We start from the raw sequence: 16,931 nt of genomic DNA, 5'->3' as shown, positions 1-16,931 counted from the left end.
TTAATAGATAAAAAAAATTATGCCTAACGTATTAATCATAGATGATGACGAACAGATATGTAAACTTTTATCCAAAGTTTTTAATAGAATGGGTTATTCCGCATCTTATCAACTGACTTTGAAAGAGGGACTGGATAAAATAATTTCTGAATATATTGATATTGTTTTTCTGGATGTAAATTTGCCGGACGGCAATGGCCTGGACGCTATAGAAATCATAAAACAGCGACCATTGGCTCCGGAAATCATTATTATTACGGCGGATGAAGATATTGACGGTGCAGAGTTGGCAATGCGGTCTAACGCCTGGGATTATATTTCAAAAAGAGAATCCCATAGAGATTTTAAATTTGCTTTAGAAAGAGCATTAGAATATCGCAGGCAAAAACAGGCAAAAAGCCCGGAAAAACAGATTAACTGTGCAGCTATTATTGGCAAAAGCAGATTAATCTCAAACTGTCTGGATAAAATTTCAACGGCAGCCCATAATGATCTTCCTGTCCTTATCACAGGAGAGACAGGAACCGGTAAAGAGCTTTTTTCAAGGGCCATCCATGACAACAGTAAACGATTCCATGAAGAATTTGTGGTTGTTGACTGTGCCTCGTTGCCTGAACATCTTGTTGAAAACACATTGTTTGGCCATGCAAAAGGTGCATTTACAGGGGCTGATTCTGATAAAACAGGCTTAATGGAAATGGCTGATAAGGGAACCCTGTTCCTGGATGAAGTGGGTGAACTCCCTTTAGATGTTCAAAAAAAATTTCTCAGAGTACTTCAGGAAAAGATATTCAGACCCATTGGCAGCAAAAAAGAAGTTAAAAGTGACTTCAGGCTGATTTGCGCAACACATCGTGATATAGCAGACATGGTGAAACAAAACAAATTCCGAGAAGACCTTTTTTTTAGATTATTTTCCATGAATATTCACCTGCCTCCATTAAAAGACCGCAAAGAAGATATCATCATTCTTGCCCAACATCATCTCAATAGCAAAAAAGATCTTTCCGGAAAAAATTGTACTATGTCCCGGGAATTTTTAGAAGAACTTAAATTGTACGAATGGCCTGGAAATGTCCGGGAACTTCTCAATACAATAGATCTGGTCTTCAGCGAGGCAGGTGACGGCACAACACTTTTTCCTCATCACCTGCCTGAAAATATTCGGGCAGTTAACATCAGAAATAAAATCAAAGCTCAAAACAAAGCCAACACACACACGCCACCTTTTTTTCCAAACAAAAAAAAAATCGGCAGCATCCCAAAGCTAAAAGATCATATTGAAAACACAAAACATGCATATATTCAGAATCTGATATTGGTCACACAAGGAAATATTAAGGAAACCTGCCGGATATCCGGGCTTTCAAGAGGTCATATTTACCGTCTCTTGCAACAGTATAATATAAAAGGAGTTTAATGTGTGTCATATTTTTGTGACATTCTGCCTGGTTGGATAAATTTTGTAACCACTTGCAATATAAAATGATTTTATATTTATTGCCTTGGCAGGGAAATTGATGACTACTGTTAATAAAATCTAAAAACAATTATAAATAATAATCATTGGAATCAAGCTGAAAATAAAACGGCTAAAGCAAAGAGAGTACATAGTAATAAAAAATTTAAACCAATCGGTTCAGACAAAAATTATAAAAACAAATTAAAGGAAAATTTTTATGAAACTCAGCTTAAAATATAAATTTCTTATTCCAACTGTGACAACAACCATACTTTGTTTGATTTTGATGTCAGTTGTTTCATACATGAAATCCAGCAAAGCCCTGGAAAATTCAATTGCAGGCCAGGTGGAATATGTATCCGGTTCAATTTCAAAGCAACTTGGCAATTGGATCATGGAACGGAGAAATGATTTAAATAATTTCAGTGAAGAAACCATATTTACAGATGCTGCGAACCAATCATTACAAGATGAGAGCATACAAAGCACAGCAAATCGTCGTTTGGAAAAAATCAAAAGGAACAGTACATTTTTTGAACTTATCGCCCTGGCTGGTCCAGGGGGCAAGATTATAGCGTCATCTGAAACCGGTATGATCGGATCAATGAATATCTCAAATCGGAGTTATTTTAAAGAAGCTTTTTCAGGAAAGGTATCTGTTTCAGACATAATCAAAAGCAAAGTTTCAGGAAATCCTGTCTTTTGCATCTCTTATCCGGTTAAGCAAAAAAATACCATAGTAGGCGTGCTTTTTGGAGCCATTAATTTGAATCATTTTACAAAAGAATTTGTTGATTCCGAAAAAGTCGGAGAAACAGGATATGCATATATCAGCAGTAATGAGGGAATTATACTGGCCCATCCGGATAAATCAAAGATATTAACACTGGATATCAGTCAATATGATTTCGGCCGCCAAATGCTGAAACAAAAAAAAGGGCTGATAAACTATAGCTTTGAAGGTGTTAATAAAACAGTTGCATTTGCAGAAGAACCGAATTTGGGTTGGATAGTTGCGTCAACAGCAGACAAGGCTGAAATTTTTGCTCCGGTTTATCAGATGCGTAACACAAGCATTATTATCGGTGTTGTTTGCGTTATTATTATTGCAGCAATAATATTCTTAATTACACAGTCAATTGTGAATCCAATCAACAGGATTATCAACGGAATGGAAGAAGGGGCTAACCAGGTTGCATCAGCTTCGATTCAGGTATCCTCTGCCAGCCAGTCTCTTGCAGAGGGCTCTTCCCAGCAGGCATCCTCTATTGAAGAAACTTCTGCATCAATAGAAGAGATGTCTTCAATGACAAAGAAAAATGCTGAAAATTCAAGCAATGCCGACCGTCTCATGAAACAGGCAAATCATGTCGTTACTGAGGCAAATGAATCAATGAAACAACTTACTCTTTCCATGAATGATATTTCAAAAGCAAGTGAAGAAACTTCCAAGATCATCAAAACAATTGATGAAATTGCATTTCAGACAAATCTTCTGGCATTGAATGCTGCCGTTGAGGCTGCTCGTGCAGGCGAAGCCGGAGCAGGATTCGCCGTCGTTGCAGATGAGGTCAGAAATCTTGCCATGCGGGCTGCTAATGCTGCAAAAGATACGGCAGAGTTGATTAAAGATACTGTAAAAAAAATCAGCGATGGATCAGCAATAGTTTTAAAAACCAGCGATTCTTTTAGGGATGTGGCTGAAAGCAGCAGTAAGGTTGGTGATCTGGTTGTTGAAATTTCAGAAGCATCCAGAGACCAGTCTGATGGAATTGATCAGGTCAATAACGCTATTTACGAAATGGACAAAGTGGTTCAACAAAATGCCACCAATGCTGAAGAATCCGCTTCCGCATCAGAAGAGATGAGTTCCCAGGCAGAACAACTAAGGGATTATGTGGCTGATCTTGTTCTTTTGGTGAGCGGCAAAGAAGACAGGACAAATGTTTTGATAAACAAAAAAAAAGCCCCCTTCTTTTCTTATAAATCTCATTCTATTGGCTTAAATCAAAACAAAATAACGGCTACCAGTAAACAAGAAATCAAATCGAATCAAATTATACCCTTTGATGAAAATGAGTCGTTTGAAGATTTTTAATCCTGTATAAAATATAAAACCTGACCTGGACAAGTCAGAACAAAGAAGGTTTTAATCAATTGTATAATGATTCCAAAAGCCACTAATACTAATGCAAAAGGATATCAATTATACTTTTTACAGAAAAGACCGGGGTGATCGCACTCCTAATAATAATCTTGACACAGGCTTTTATGAAAAGCTACTATAATACATTTTGTTTAATCATAATGAGTTTTATTTTACAGGAGAGTTAAGGAGAATATTGATGCTGCGTTACTTGCGTGAAAATACCGGAAACTGGATCATTAAATTATTTCTTGGGATCATTGTTATCGTGTTTGTGTTTCTCGGTGTGGGATCATTCGGAACAAAAAGAAATGATTCAATTGCAACTATCAATGATGACCCGATTACCATAAAGGAGTATCAGCAGGCATATAAGTCGATTGTTGATCAAATGCGGGCAAGATTTGGAAAAAATTTAAATGATGATATTCTGAAAGCACTTAATGTAAAACAACAGGCGCTTGATTCATTAATTGAACAAAAAATAATTTTAGCCCAGGCCGACAAACTCAAGATTAATGTTTCTGATAAAGAACTTCAAGAAACTCTGCTTTCAATTAAAGCATTTCAAAAAGATGGAAAATTTGATTTAGAGCAGTATAAAAAAGTCTTAAGTTTGAATTCTTTGAATCCTGAAATTTTTGAAGAGCTTCAAATCAATTCAATCAGACAGCAAAAGATTAAAGATATGGTGCTGAGTGCTGTGAATGTATCAGACCTTGAAGCAAGGAACTGGTATTTATTTCAAAATACAAAAATTGCAGTTGATTATTTGCTGTTTGATCCTAAAGATTATTCAGATATTCATCCGGATGAAGACCAGATCAAAGCGTCTTATATTGAAAATAAAGATCAATATAAATCTGAGCCTAAAATCAAGGCAGTGTATTTGAAATTTTCTCCTGAAGATTATAAAGATACCGTAAGTGTCACAGAATCCGATATTAAAGAGTATTACGAACAAAACCCGGAACAATTTAAAATACCACAAAAAATTGAAGCCAGGCATATTTTAATTAAAGTCAGTGAAGATGCCGAAGAAGAAGTTGTTAAGGCAACAGAAAAAAGAGCCCGGGAAATATATGTGAAGGCTGTTGATGAAGGACAGGATTTTGAACTGCTTGCAAAACAATATTCAGAAGGGCCTTCAAAAGAGAACGGAGGATACCTGGGTGTGTTTGAAAAACAAAGTATGGTGAAACCTTTTGCTGACAAGGCCTTTGCTATGAAGGCCGGTGAAATAAGTACTCCTGTGCGAACTCGATTTGGCTGGCATATCATTAAAATCATAGCCAAATTTGATGCTTCCACTAAAACGTTGGCCCAGAGTTCGGAAAAAATTAAAAAAGAGCTGAAACAACAAAAACTGCAGAATTTAGCTTACGATAAAGCCGGGGAAGCATTTGATGCCGTGATTGACGGAGACGATTTAGAACAGGTCGCCCTTATCGCCAAGCAAAACATCATTACAACCAAAGAGTTCAGTATCCTTGGAGAAGGGATTAATATTGCTGATAATAAAGGCTTTGCAAGGGCTGCTTTTGAGCTTCCTCTGGATGATATCAGTGATGTAAAACAATTTGGTGACTCTTATTATTTGATCAAGGTGGTTAAAAAGATTGATCCTGTTGTTCAGGAACTTGATATTGTAAAAGACAGGGTTCGAAAAGCGCTTAAGACAAAAATGCAAATAGCACGGGCAAAAGAAGATGCTCAGTTGTATCTCACCAAAGCCCTTGAGATAAAAAAATCAGACACCAAAGTACTGGATACAGAAAAATCGGTAAAAAAAATATTGGATAAGTTGGCTAATGACCATAAACTAAACATTAAATCCACGGAATTATTTATAAGAAACGGCAATGTCGAAGGAGTAGGTAATTCTCCTGAATTTATCCAGGCAAGTTTTTCATTGAATAATAATAACACAATTTATCCTGAAATAATTAAAACTTCAGGCGGTTTTTGTATTATCGGTTTAAAAGAACGACAATTACCCGAAGAATCTGAAATTTCAGAAAATATTAACAGTATAAAAGATGAAATTATCTGGAGAAAACAGGCCCAATCGTTTCAGGCATGGATGGCTGAATTAAAAAAACAGTGTGAAATCAATTATGATCCTGAATTTTTGAATTAAAGGGTATCGTGATAAGGCGCAATAGTACTCTTAAAATTATTGTTTTAGGATTTTTATTTTTAGCTTCGTGTGTTACCCCCAGACATGTTGTTATTGATCCCGATAACGGCATGCAAACTGATCCTGCAATTGTTTATGGAGTACTCTCCAATGGATTCCAATATATCCTCATGGAGAATTCCAAACCAGAAGACAGGGTTAACGTTCATCTGAATGTTTTTGCCGGCTCCATGCATGAGACAAATGAGCAACAAGGTGTTGCCCATTATCTGGAACATATGTTGTTTAACGGGTCAGAACATTATAAGCCAGGTGAATTAATTGAATATTTCCAATCTATTGGTATGGATTTCGGCTCGGATGCCAATGCCCATACCTCTTTTTTTAATACGGTTTATGATCTGTCTTTGCCCAGCGCAGACTATCAGCAAATGGATGATGCCTTTGTCGTCATACAGGACTATGCAAAGGGGGCACTTCTTTTGGATGCTGAAATTGATCGTGAACGCGGCATTATTATGGCGGAAAAAAGGGAACGAGACTCGGTATCGTACCGTACCTTTAAAAAAAAACTGGCATTTGAACTGCCGGGTTCATTGTTTTCTGAAAGATTACCAATTGGGATCGACAGTGTCATAAAAAAAGCAGATCGAAAATTGTTGAACGCATATTATGACCAGTGGTATCGGCCTGATAATATGGCGTTGATTGTTGTGGGTGACTTTGACAGGCAAACGGTTCTTTCCATGATAACCAAAAGATTTTCCAAACTCAAACCCCGCACTTTTTTTTTGAAACATTCTTTATCAACCAAATGGGAAGAACATAAAGGGGTAAAACCTTTTTATCATTATGAGCCCGAAGCCGGCAGTACTGATATCACAATTGAGACAATTTCCTGGGAACCTTTTGAAACACAAACCCCGGATCTCCTGAAAAAAAGAACGTTAAACCATATAGCAGATTCCATATTGCAGAATCGATTATCGAGAATGGTCAGCAAGCAAACGGCAGATTTTTCAGAAGCATCTGTTTTTTCAGGAAAATATTTGCGTCACCTTTCAATATCGGCCATTAGTGCCGTTTGTCAACCCGATAGGTGGAAACAGGGTCTTGAGCAGATTGAAAAAACCTTGAGACAGGGTCTTTTATTTGGTTTTACGCAAACGGAGCTGGATAGAGTCAAGGCGGATTTCATTTCCTCGCTTGAAAAACAGCAAAATCTTGCAGAATCACAAAAAAGTTCTGATCTTTCCAGAAAAATTTTGACAGCTATAAATCAAAAAAGATTGCTGTTATCTCCGAAACAGAGAATGGATTTTTTAAAACCCTATATTGAATCAATTTCATTGCAGGATGCCCATAACGCGCTAAAAGAGACATGGGCAAAAGATCACCGGCTTGTGCTTGTATCAGGCAATGCCCATATAGCGCAGGCACCTGAAGCAAACATTCTTGATGTTTATAAGAACAGTTACAACGATAAAATTACACGGTATGAAGATCCTGAATCCAAGAAATTCCCATATCTTGAATTGCCGTTTTCTAAACACGGCATCAAGTCAAGGCAAGATAATGTTAAAGATCTTGGTATCACGGTTATTGATTTTAAAAATAATATTCGATTAAATTTAAAAAAAACAGATTTTAAAAAAAATGAAATTCTTTTTAAGGTTTGTTTTGGCCAGGGAAAAAAATCAGTGCCTGTTTCAAAACCGGGTTTATCCTTACTTACTGAGCGTGTGCTTCAGTCAGGCGGATTAGGAAAGCTTGATACGGATGAGTTGTACCAATCCCTTGCCGGCAAAGAGGTCACGATGGGATTCAAGATCAATGAAAATTATTTTTCTTTATCCGGGTCTGCTAACCCTGAAGAAGCTGAGCTTGTTTTTCAACTCATCTATCATTATCTTAATGATCCAGGATTCAGGGTTGAAGCTCTGGATATAGCGAAAACCAGGTATCAACAGCAGTATGACAGCCGCATACGAACACCTGAAGGCATTATGCGGACAACAGGAGATCTTTTTCTTGCCGGAAACGATACCCGGTTTGGGTTGCCCCGGCCTGTGACGATTAATCAGTATACACTGAATGATATTAAAGATTGGTTGATTCCATATTTTAAAAGTTCACCGGTTGAAATATCCATTATTGGAGATTTTGATTTTGAAAATATAATAAATCTTGCTTCAACCTATATTGGAGCGATTCAAAAAAGACAAAGTTTTCCTATTAAATCAATCAATACAGGTAAAATATATTTCCCGGAAGGTGAACATCTTGAACTGAAAATGGATACAAAAATGAATACAGGCGTTGTTCATGTCGCATTCCCAACAGATGATTTTTGGAATATCAGGCAAACTCGCAGGCTATCTGTTTTATCCAGGGTTCTTTCAGAAAGATTGAGAATCGTTATAAGAGAGGAACTTGGTGAAACATATTCTCCTTATGTGTATAATGATCCCTCGATGAGCTTTAATGGCTATGGCATACTGCATATGGTTGTCAGTGTAAAAAATGATAGTCATCAATTCGTTTTCAATAAAATTAAAGATATTATCAATGCCGTAACTGAAAACGGTATTTCAAAAAAAGAGATGGATCTTGCCTTAAAACCGGTTATAAATCATCTGAAAGTTCTTAGAAAAACCAATTCTTACTGGTTAAATTCCGTCATGGCCAATGCTTCAAATTATCCACAAAAATTTGATTGGTCCGGAAATATGACGGATGACTACAAATCAATCACCAGGGATGATTTGATATTGCTTGCAAAAAAATATCTGAATAACAATAGAAGCGCTATAATTTACATTAAACCGGAAACTCATAAGCAATAAAAATTGATTTTTAAATGGATTTATAAGAGGAAGGCAATTGTTATATGAATTAGGATTTGTATTGCGGGGGCAGCTTCTTTATTTGTCCGGAAACATTATTTCTAAGGTAATAATCCAGATCAAAAAGCTGTTTAAAACTTAGGTCGGTAAACTGTACATGCATTTTTCTGATTTTCATTGAACTGAATGAGGGTGCATTTTTTATTTCATAGTCTAAAACAATCTTAAAAGGAAGATCGCCTACATAATATCCCATGCTGCTTAAAAAGATCTTTTCTTCCGGAAGATTTTCATTCTCATTATCATCCGCATTTGTATCAATATATTTGAATGTAAGACCGCCCATACTGATATCAATTATCTGTCCTAATTTTTTGGAATTTGGGCTTATGGCTGCGTAAGCACCTTCTTCAGCCTTGTATCTTTTGTTTTTTCGTCTATCAACGGTTCTTTTTCTGCCCACAAAAAGCATCCTCTTTTTTCATAGCTATAGCTATATTAAATTTTTCTTTAAATTTCTTAAATTAATTAGAGCATAAATTGTGCCATTTAAATACATTGGTTGACTGTATGATAAATCGTATGAAAAAATTTTATATGGGATAGAAAAAATAAGCTTATCAAAGTTTGTTTTTGGCTTTTTTCAGGGCAGTGTGATGGGATTTTGTTTTATTCTTGATACAAAAGGTAATTTAAATTTTTATGCATTTTTGGAAAAATTAGTTATAAAAGTATGTATTTTATTTCTTATAAAATTACATTTTTTCCTCAAATTGTTTTAAGATCCTGTTTTTCATTACATTATCAGGTGTAAAAATTTTGCCGCTAATGGCAAGATAAACCCCATGGGGTAAGGTTTGAACTGCGGCAACAGCAAAACCGATGTTGAAAATTGCATCGCTGGATTTGAATTTTGCAGGCTCCATGGCACCGGTCAGGACGATGACCTTGTTTTTAATGTCGGCCAGCACTTTTGCTGTTTCAATCATGGTGTCAGTGCCGTGGGTAATGATGATTTTGTCATTAATTTCGGCTTGTACTGCTTGATGGATGATTAACCGGTCTTGATCCGTCATATCAAGAGAATCTTTTTTTAATATGGAAGACACCTTGTATTTAAAATTTATCCTTCCATCTTTTAAAATATCATTAATATTGGATTCTCCTATTTCATATCTGCTTAACGAATCAAAATATACTTTGTCGATGGTTCCGCCTACAGCAATAAATTTAATTTCCATTTTGGCTCTCTTTCATTCAGTCTCTTGATTCTATAAAATGGGTCAGCGTTGCCAGGCATATATCATAATTAAACCCTCTGTACCGCAAAAAATTCATCATCTTTTTTTTAAATGTTTTATTATCAAGTCTGTGCCATGTTTTTATTTTTGGTCTTACCGACTTTAATGCCAGATCCTGATCATCATAGTGCGTTAAAACAGCGTCAATGATTGACGGGTTGATCCCTTTTTTTTTGAGTTCATATCGAAATGCGAATTTCGATTTTGGTTTGTGTTTTGCCTTGGTTTCTATAAAAAATTTTGCGAAATACCTGTCATCTAAATATTTTTTTTCCAATAAAATTTCAATAATTTTTTTTATAAAATCTTCACTGATCCCTTTTTTTTTAAGGTATTCTTGTATTTCATAAACAGTTCTCGGTTGATAGGCTAAGTATTTTATCGCCATATTTAAAGGAGGTCCGATTTTTTTAGTATTATTGGAAAATGAATCCATTATTTTCATGATCACTCTTTGGATAGTTTATCCAATAATTTGACAGGAGTGTTTAAAATATTGGACATTATATTGATAAGGCCGTCACTCACTGCAGACGGATGTAAAAGGGTAACAACAGGATCAAAAAGTTTTCCAGTGGCTTTTAACGGAACTGATATGAGCCGTCCGCCAAGAAGCGTATTAATAACAGGAATTTTTTCAACAATAAGATCAACTGTTTTAAACGGAGCAACAAGACAGGTCAGATCCATTTGATCTTTTGCAGGGTCAATCCACCCATTGAATATCAGCAACATATCTTTCCCGTCAATTACGGCTTTGGTCAGGTGAATTCTGCTGTCTTTGATATCCGCTTCAATGGAAATATTTTTATATGCAAATCCTGTTTGTGTCACATTGGGTATCTTCCCTTTGAAAAGTTTTGAAACATTTAAAACAGAAAGAATTCTTGAAAGAAGTGTCCATTTGTAAATGCGCCCTTGTTCAGCAGTTAATGTGAATGAACCGGTTAATTGATTTAATACGTCTTTTGAAGGACTATCCAACAGAATATTACCGGTTAAAGAATACCGACCGTCAATCAAGTCATTTGTTTGAAGAAAACAGGTCAATAGATCTTGAATATTGGCCTTGTTATGGGCCTCAAACGAAAAGGCACCTTCGATGCACTCTTGTTTTAAATTAATATACCCTTTTGTATTTAAATCACATAAGAAAGCGGTGTTCAAGTTGATGTGTAAATGTTCTTTTTCAAAAGAAACCTTGGTGTCGATTTGTGTAAAGGTCAGTTTCTCAGTAACCAGTCTATCTGCTTTAAAATAAATTGGCTTGGCTGGTAACAGACGATTGTATAACGGGAATGTCCCGAAGTGAGACAGGGGTGAATTTAGATTTATTTGCCGGGTGATGATGTGTAAATTGGAATTTTTATCCGTATGTATTAATGTGGGTTGCCCTTTAGTTAGGGTATTGATTTTTTTTGCCCAGTAACTGTCCGGTATAACAATTTTGTTTAATGTTGTTGTATTTAAAATCCCATTAAAATCAAACAAGGGCTTTTCTGTATTGTGATTAAACGTTATACAAGCGTTTGAGACTCCTTCTTCAAGAAACGTAATGGTATTTAAGGCCGATAAATCAAGGGTTTTACCTTTTAGATCAATATAGAGTTTAGGTCCTGTCGTGAAGTTAAGATTACTTTTGAAAAAAGATTGCTTTGTGCCGGTATGAAAATAGCCGTTTTCCAAATCAAATGGAACCAAAATACTATCAAAATGTTTTTTTTTAATAAAGTGTTCCATCCACGACAGGTTTCTTATTGTCGCTTGAATTTTTTTTAAATTTAAAAAATTATCCGATACCTGAAATTGGCAGGACAGGTTTTCTATTTGGTCCTGATTCCACTGTGTTGTGATATCAATTCCAAAACCGTTACCGGTAATATTATATTTCCATTGGTCCGGTTTTAATATGGGGCCGGATAGATCCATTGAGGTGATTTGTAGCTTACCGCCTCCGTTTTTGACACAAGAAAGCATCTCTCTGGTTTTTTTATAGGACATCAACCAGGGGATCATTGATTCCAGGTTGATTATACCAGAGCCTGACCGGATGCTTATCCTTGCTTGATCCTTAAAATCAAGCACCGTATTCAGATCATAAATCCTGCTGTTGTTTATCATCCCTGTGAGACCATTGAGGCGTATGTTATCAGGTTTATATTCAAACCTTAAGTTTTCAAGGGCAATAACACCTGGAATCCGATCATAATTGCCTGTGACAGAAAAATCAGCTGTAGTGATTTGAACCTTAAGATCATGGGACATTGTTTCCAAAGAAAGATTTAATTTGGCTTTTGATCGCCCCTTTACATCATGAACCATTGATAATTCTTTGGCCAATAGTGTGTTGGGTAAAAGGGATATCAAGGTTTGGGGCATCATTGTAAGATCAACGTCAAGTAAAAACTCTCCTTGAAACGGATGATCCTCATAATTTAAAAGGTCGACGCTGAGACGTCCTTTTTCAATGACTGAACTTTGAATAACTGCTTTGTTTGTATTGATATCCAGAATGCCATTTTGAATATGGGCATCCCCAAACACATGTGAGGCAACCAAATTTGTTTTCGGAATATGTACCAGACCGTTGTCAATCGTTCCTTTAAGTTTTAAGTGGTTCCCGGTAAAAAGATCTTTAAAGCCATTGCCTTGAAACGAGACATCAATTTTGGGAATTCTGCCGTTATTCAGAATTTGAAACAAACTTCGGGTGATCTTATTGTTTTTGAAAAACAATAATGACATCTCTTTTGCCTTATTGATATGAATATTGGTTCCAATAAAGTGTATGTTTGATTTTTTTTTGATTTGATCGTTTGCAAAATAAATTGCCACAGACCCATTAGGATAATTGAGTTTGAACGAAGGGGTATCAATTTGATAAAAATTATCAGACAATTTAAAAACCGACTCGATAAAGTCTGAATCCAAAAGGATCTTTTTGTTTTTTGACTTTATTTTTGGGGCAATGAAGTTACATTGTCCTTGGATTTCATCCTTTGAATTAAGCGTTACAATAGTTTTTAACTGATCAAGCTCAATGGAATCCACATTTATGTTTTGATCAAAAGAGGCGTTATAAATATCATAAGATTTGAATCTGATATCTTTTATGGTTATTCGTAAAATGGTGTCGTCTTTTTTAGACAGATATATTGATCCATCCATCCGTCTAAAATAAGAAGATGAGAAATTATTGAACGTAATTTTGACAGCATCCTGGTGTTCAGGTAAAAAATCAAAGATTTTTTTTAATTTTTGAGTATGTGTTGAAACCGAAAAATCAATTGGTATCATGAAGAGATTTTTTTGGGGAGTGCTGATTTTAATTTCAGGCTGACTGATTATGATCTGGCTGATATTGATTTTACCGCGAAAAATAGCCTGGCTGTTGAAATTTAATTTTAATAATTTAATGTTGATATCAGTTTTATTGTCGGCATTGAAACTAAACTTATCTATGGTCAGGCTTGGTTGTGGAAAGACGGTAATAAAAAATCTGGAACCATCAATCCGGGTGCCTGTTTTTTGATATATGAAAGAAGATATTTTATTTTTAATATAAGAGGTATTGATGACTCGGTTAACTGTAAAAAGAGAGGAGAATAATAGAACAAGAATTAAGACAATGCCGTAAAAAACCGGTCTTTTAATTCCAATTTTCAGAGAAGTTATCATTATACGGATTAATCGAACGGCACAGGTTAACATAAACCCTGGGCCGTTCGGTTTTTTATAGCCTGTCAGCTGCGGCTTGTGATTTCAACGATATGAAATCCAAAATTTGTTTTAACAGGTCCATGAGCTATGCCGACTTCTTCATTGAAAACTACCGTATCAAATTCAGGAACCATCTGGCCTGGGCCAAATTCGCCCAGATCTCCACCATTTCTTCCTGAAGGGCATTTTGAATGTTCTTTGGCCAATTTTTCGAAGTCCTCACCATTCTTTATTTTATCAATAAGTTCTTTGCAAAATGCTTCATCTTTTACGAGTATGTGCCTGGCGCTGGCTTTTGCCATCATTTCTCCTTTAATCTATTCTGGTTAATGTCAACTTTTTTTGAGTGTAGTAAATCATTTTATAATTATCAAGATATAACAATTACCATGAAAAATCAAAATCATGGGAAAGCTCAATAAAATCCGCCATTACAAGATGGGTTTGATTCATCATAATTTCTTTGAAGTCATTTATCTTTGTAGTTTCAGGATCGAATTTTTCTATTGGTGCTTTGCCGATAGATATCAAATAATTGTTTTCAACATCAAGTTCTGATTGCTCGAACAGTTTTTTTTCTGATTTTCGGGCATCCAGGTTTAATGAGATGGAGGTCTGAGAATTTATTTTTGATGCAATTTCGATTCTTTTTTTAAGATAAGTTACACCTGGGTCTTTAAGCGATCTTTTTTGGTAACCGGTATCCAGTTTCTCATTCATTAATTGAAGCGACCGATAGGCTTTATATGACGTTTTGATTGTTGTATCCCATGGGAGGGCACCTTCTAAAGAGCTTTCTCCCGTATCTTCAATCTTATAGAGTTGCGGATAACTCAAATCCGGTACAATCCCAAGATTTTGAGTGCTTTTGCCTGAAACTCTATAAAATTTTGCACTGGTAAGTTTTAATTTGCCTTTTCCAAGTGGCTGTAATTCTTGAACAGTTCCCTTACCAAAGCTTCTTGTACCGACAATCACGCCCCGATGATAATCTTTAATGGCACCGGCAAAAATTTCGGAAGCCGATGCACTCATTCGATTGATTAATACGATAAGAGGGCCGGAATATTCAATGGTTGGGTCATCATCATATAATCGCGTAATCCTGTATTTTGTCCTAATTTGTACTGTTGGGCCTGACTTCAGGAAAAGTCCTGTCAGTTCATTGGCTTCTTTTAATGAACCGCCGCCATTGTCCCGCAAATCAATGATTAATCCGTCAATGTTTTCATTCTTTAGTTCAACAAGTAATTTTTTAACGTCTTTTGTTGTGCTTTTATAATCTTTATCACCTCTGTAAAATGCATTAAAATCAATATAAAAATTGGGAATTTCAATTACACCGATTTTCAATGGGTGATTGTTGTGATCAAGGGTTATGATGTTTTTTTTTGCAGATTGTTCTTCTAATTTAACCTGATCTCTTTTTATTTTAATTGTCCGGGTTGAATTGCTTTTTTTAGCAGGTATGATTTTTAGTCGTACCACTGTGTTCCTGGGACCTCTGATTAGTTTGACAACATCGTCAATCCTTTGTCCTATTGTATCTTTAATCTCCCCTGTTTCTCCCTGTCCCACACCAATAATTTTATCACCGGGCATGAGTAAATTTGATTTGTCAGCCGGTCCTTTGGGAATTAAGCGTACAACTTTGGTATATTCATATTCGTTTTGAAGAACCGCGCCAATACCCTCAAGCGATAAACTCATGTGGATATCGAAATCCTCGGAAGCCCTGGGAGGAAAAAATTGCGTATGGGGATCAAAAGCCATGGTAACACTATTCATGAAAATTTGAAAAATATCATTTGAGTTGGTTTGCAATAATCGTTTGAGACGGCTTGAATATGTCTTATCAAGCGTTTCAGTGATTGAAGCGTTTTCCTGATCATCCAGAATCATCGTAATAATATGATTTTTCAGATCATTTCTCCACAAAGAATAAAGGGCTTTGCTGTCGGGTTCCCATTTGCGCACGTCATTATCTATGATCATGGAGTCATTTTTACTGAAATCAAAATTTTTTTCCCATGTTGGTATCATGGAAGAAATGTATTCAAGTCGTTGTCTGGACCGCTCCATGTATAAATTAAATATCTTGAAAGCAATAGTCAGGCTCCCTCTTTTCAGGTCATCGTCCAGCTGGGATTGATATTTTTTTAATGATTGAATATCTTCCCGGGTGAATAATAATTTGCCGGGATCAAGTCGTTTCAGGTATCGGTCAAAAATAATTGATGACATATTATCATCAAGTTTTTTTTCAAGATAATGATATCTTTCAAGTGTCCGTACTATTTTAATGCATTGAGAAGCGTGTTCGAAATTTGGTTTGATGGGTTTTTCAATGTCTGCCCACACAGGTGATGAATATGATAAAAGGATGAGTACGGATAAAAAATATTTTAAAAGGAATAAAGTTATTAGATAATTATTTTTTATGGGTTTAATCGTCATAATTCAATATCCTTTGGTGTTTCAAAACTTATTTTTCCTATTTTACCGGACCTAAGTTCACGGATTAATACCTCGGAGGCTTTTTGTAAATTCACTATACCGCCTTTTTTCAAACATCCTTTAGCAGAACCGATTTTTTCAATCAGCATGATTTCATCTTCTGGCAAAGTTTCCAGGAAAGGATATCGCAACATCAATAAATCAGGGTATTTTTTTATTAAAAGCGTGGCTGCAAAAAATGCAATGTCCGTATAATCAATGGCCGTATCAGATATTGCACCACTTGCTGCCAGGATATATGCTTTTTGCTTTGGCTCTATCACCGGCCATAATATTCCGGGTGTATCATAGATATCTATGTTATTGTTTAAGCTGGTTCTTTGCTGGTGTCGTGTGATTGCAGGTACATTTCCGGTTTTTGCAATTTTTTTGCCTGCCAGAGAATTCAAAATAGTTGATTTGCCTGTGTTGGGGATACCTAACACCATTACTTTCAATTTTCTGGCCCTGTTTCTGTTAATTTGACTCACACAATAATTTAATGCAGCATAGGTTTGGGATCTTTGAGTCCCGCATATGGAAACAGCAGGAACCTTTTTTTCTGTTTCAAAATAATCAAGCCATAATTTTGTTTGTTCAGGGTCTGCAAGATCATTTTTATTCAACACTTTTAATCTGAACTTGCCTTTGCAGATTTTATTCACGAACGGGTTGGCACTTGCCTGCGGCAGTCTGGCATCTAAAATTTCCAAAACAGCATCCACTTTAGATATGACTTTTTTAAGCAGGTTTTCCGTTTCAAGCATATGTCCTGGAAACCATTGAATTGTCATGTTATTTCGTTCTCTTTTTTAGATGG

General features: G+C 35.8%; 11 protein-coding genes. 4 read left to right on the top strand and 7 right to left on the bottom strand.

The window, feature by feature from the left end; genetic code table 11:
* Positions 1-19 precede the first annotated feature (19 nt).
* From TOL2_RS15610 to TOL2_RS15595, 4 genes are all read left to right on the top strand, one after another.
* The gene (locus TOL2_RS15610) at positions 20-1,420 is read left to right on the top strand and encodes a sigma-54-dependent transcriptional regulator (protein ID WP_014958287.1); all 1,401 of its coding nucleotides are present in this window, start codon (positions 20-22) and stop codon (positions 1,418-1,420) included.
* A gap of 259 nt (positions 1,421-1,679) precedes the next feature.
* On the top strand, positions 1,680-3,560 hold the full coding sequence (locus tag TOL2_RS15605) for a methyl-accepting chemotaxis protein (protein ID WP_014958286.1): 1,881 nt from the start codon (positions 1,680-1,682) through the stop codon (positions 3,558-3,560).
* 247 nt (positions 3,561-3,807) lie between these two features.
* Entirely contained in the window at positions 3,808-5,748 is a 1,941-nt protein-coding gene (locus TOL2_RS15600; RefSeq protein ID WP_014958285.1) for a peptidylprolyl isomerase, read from the top strand.
* An 8-nt stretch (positions 5,749-5,756) separates the two neighbouring features.
* Positions 5,757-8,594: a M16 family metallopeptidase gene (locus TOL2_RS15595; protein ID WP_014958284.1), complete on the top strand. Its 2,838-nt coding sequence runs from the start codon at positions 5,757-5,759 to the stop codon at positions 8,592-8,594.
* A 49-nt stretch (positions 8,595-8,643) separates the two neighbouring features.
* Here the strand turns inward: TOL2_RS15595 and TOL2_RS15590 are convergent, their stop codons facing one another.
* The 7 genes from TOL2_RS15590 to ylqF form a co-directional block, all read right to left on the bottom strand.
* Positions 8,644-9,066 (bottom strand): PilZ domain-containing protein, encoded by a 423-nt coding sequence (locus tag TOL2_RS15590; protein WP_041279559.1) that lies wholly within the window; start codon positions 9,064-9,066, stop codon positions 8,644-8,646.
* A 283-nt stretch (positions 9,067-9,349) separates the two neighbouring features.
* The gene (locus TOL2_RS15585; protein WP_014958282.1) at positions 9,350-9,835 is read right to left on the bottom strand and encodes an asparaginase domain-containing protein; all 486 of its coding nucleotides are present in this window, start codon (positions 9,833-9,835) and stop codon (positions 9,350-9,352) included.
* 16 nt (positions 9,836-9,851) lie between these two features.
* Positions 9,852-10,340, bottom strand: a complete 489-nt coding sequence (locus tag TOL2_RS15580; RefSeq protein WP_014958281.1) for a regulatory protein RecX — start codon at positions 10,338-10,340, stop codon at positions 9,852-9,854.
* 2 nt (positions 10,341-10,342) lie between these two features.
* Positions 10,343-13,573: a YhdP family protein gene (locus TOL2_RS15575; RefSeq protein ID WP_014958280.1), complete on the bottom strand. Its 3,231-nt coding sequence runs from the start codon at positions 13,571-13,573 to the stop codon at positions 10,343-10,345.
* Positions 13,574-13,638: 65 nt separating this feature from the next.
* Entirely contained in the window at positions 13,639-13,920 is a 282-nt protein-coding gene (locus TOL2_RS15570) for a peptidylprolyl isomerase (protein ID WP_332370613.1), read from the bottom strand.
* 79 nt (positions 13,921-13,999) lie between these two features.
* A complete protein-coding gene (locus tag TOL2_RS15565) occupies positions 14,000-16,072 on the bottom strand; it encodes a carboxy terminal-processing peptidase (protein ID WP_014958278.1) in 2,073 nt (690 codons plus the stop codon).
* Positions 16,069-16,905 (bottom strand): ribosome biogenesis GTPase YlqF, encoded by an 837-nt coding sequence (gene ylqF / locus TOL2_RS15560; protein ID WP_014958277.1) that lies wholly within the window; start codon positions 16,903-16,905, stop codon positions 16,069-16,071. The genes TOL2_RS15565 and ylqF overlap by 4 nt, the downstream gene beginning before the upstream one ends.
* Positions 16,906-16,931: the final 26 nt, after the last annotated feature.

Source organism: Desulfobacula toluolica Tol2 (assembly GCF_000307105.1).
Taxonomy (GTDB): Bacteria; Desulfobacterota; Desulfobacteria; order Desulfobacterales; family Desulfobacteraceae; genus Desulfobacula; species Desulfobacula toluolica.
The sequence above is the reverse complement of the archived record's forward strand: the minus strand, read 5'-3'. Positions and strand labels throughout refer to the sequence as shown.

Excerpts from the sequence above, each read along its gene's own strand:
- TOL2_RS15610 (WP_014958287.1), top strand. The coding sequence starts at position 20 with ATGCCTAACGTATTAATCATAGATGATGACGAACAGATATGTAAACTT.
- TOL2_RS15605 (WP_014958286.1), top strand. The coding sequence starts at position 1,680 with ATGAAACTCAGCTTAAAATATAAATTTCTTATTCCAACTGTGACAACA.
- TOL2_RS15600 (WP_014958285.1), top strand. The coding sequence starts at position 3,808 with ATGCTGCGTTACTTGCGTGAAAATACCGGAAACTGGATCATTAAATTA.
- TOL2_RS15590 (WP_041279559.1), bottom strand. The coding sequence starts at position 9,066 with ATGCTTTTTGTGGGCAGAAAAAGAACCGTTGATAGACGAAAAAACAAA.
- TOL2_RS15585 (WP_014958282.1), bottom strand. The coding sequence starts at position 9,835 with ATGGAAATTAAATTTATTGCTGTAGGCGGAACCATCGACAAAGTATAT.
- TOL2_RS15580 (WP_014958281.1), bottom strand. The coding sequence starts at position 10,340 with ATGAAAATAATGGATTCATTTTCCAATAATACTAAAAAAATCGGACCT.
- TOL2_RS15575 (WP_014958280.1), bottom strand. The coding sequence starts at position 13,573 with ATGATAACTTCTCTGAAAATTGGAATTAAAAGACCGGTTTTTTACGGC.
- TOL2_RS15570 (WP_332370613.1), bottom strand. The coding sequence starts at position 13,920 with ATGATGGCAAAAGCCAGCGCCAGGCACATACTCGTAAAAGATGAAGCA.
- TOL2_RS15565 (WP_014958278.1), bottom strand. The coding sequence starts at position 16,072 with ATGACGATTAAACCCATAAAAAATAATTATCTAATAACTTTATTCCTT.
- ylqF (WP_014958277.1), bottom strand. The coding sequence starts at position 16,905 with ATGACAATTCAATGGTTTCCAGGACATATGCTTGAAACGGAAAACCTG.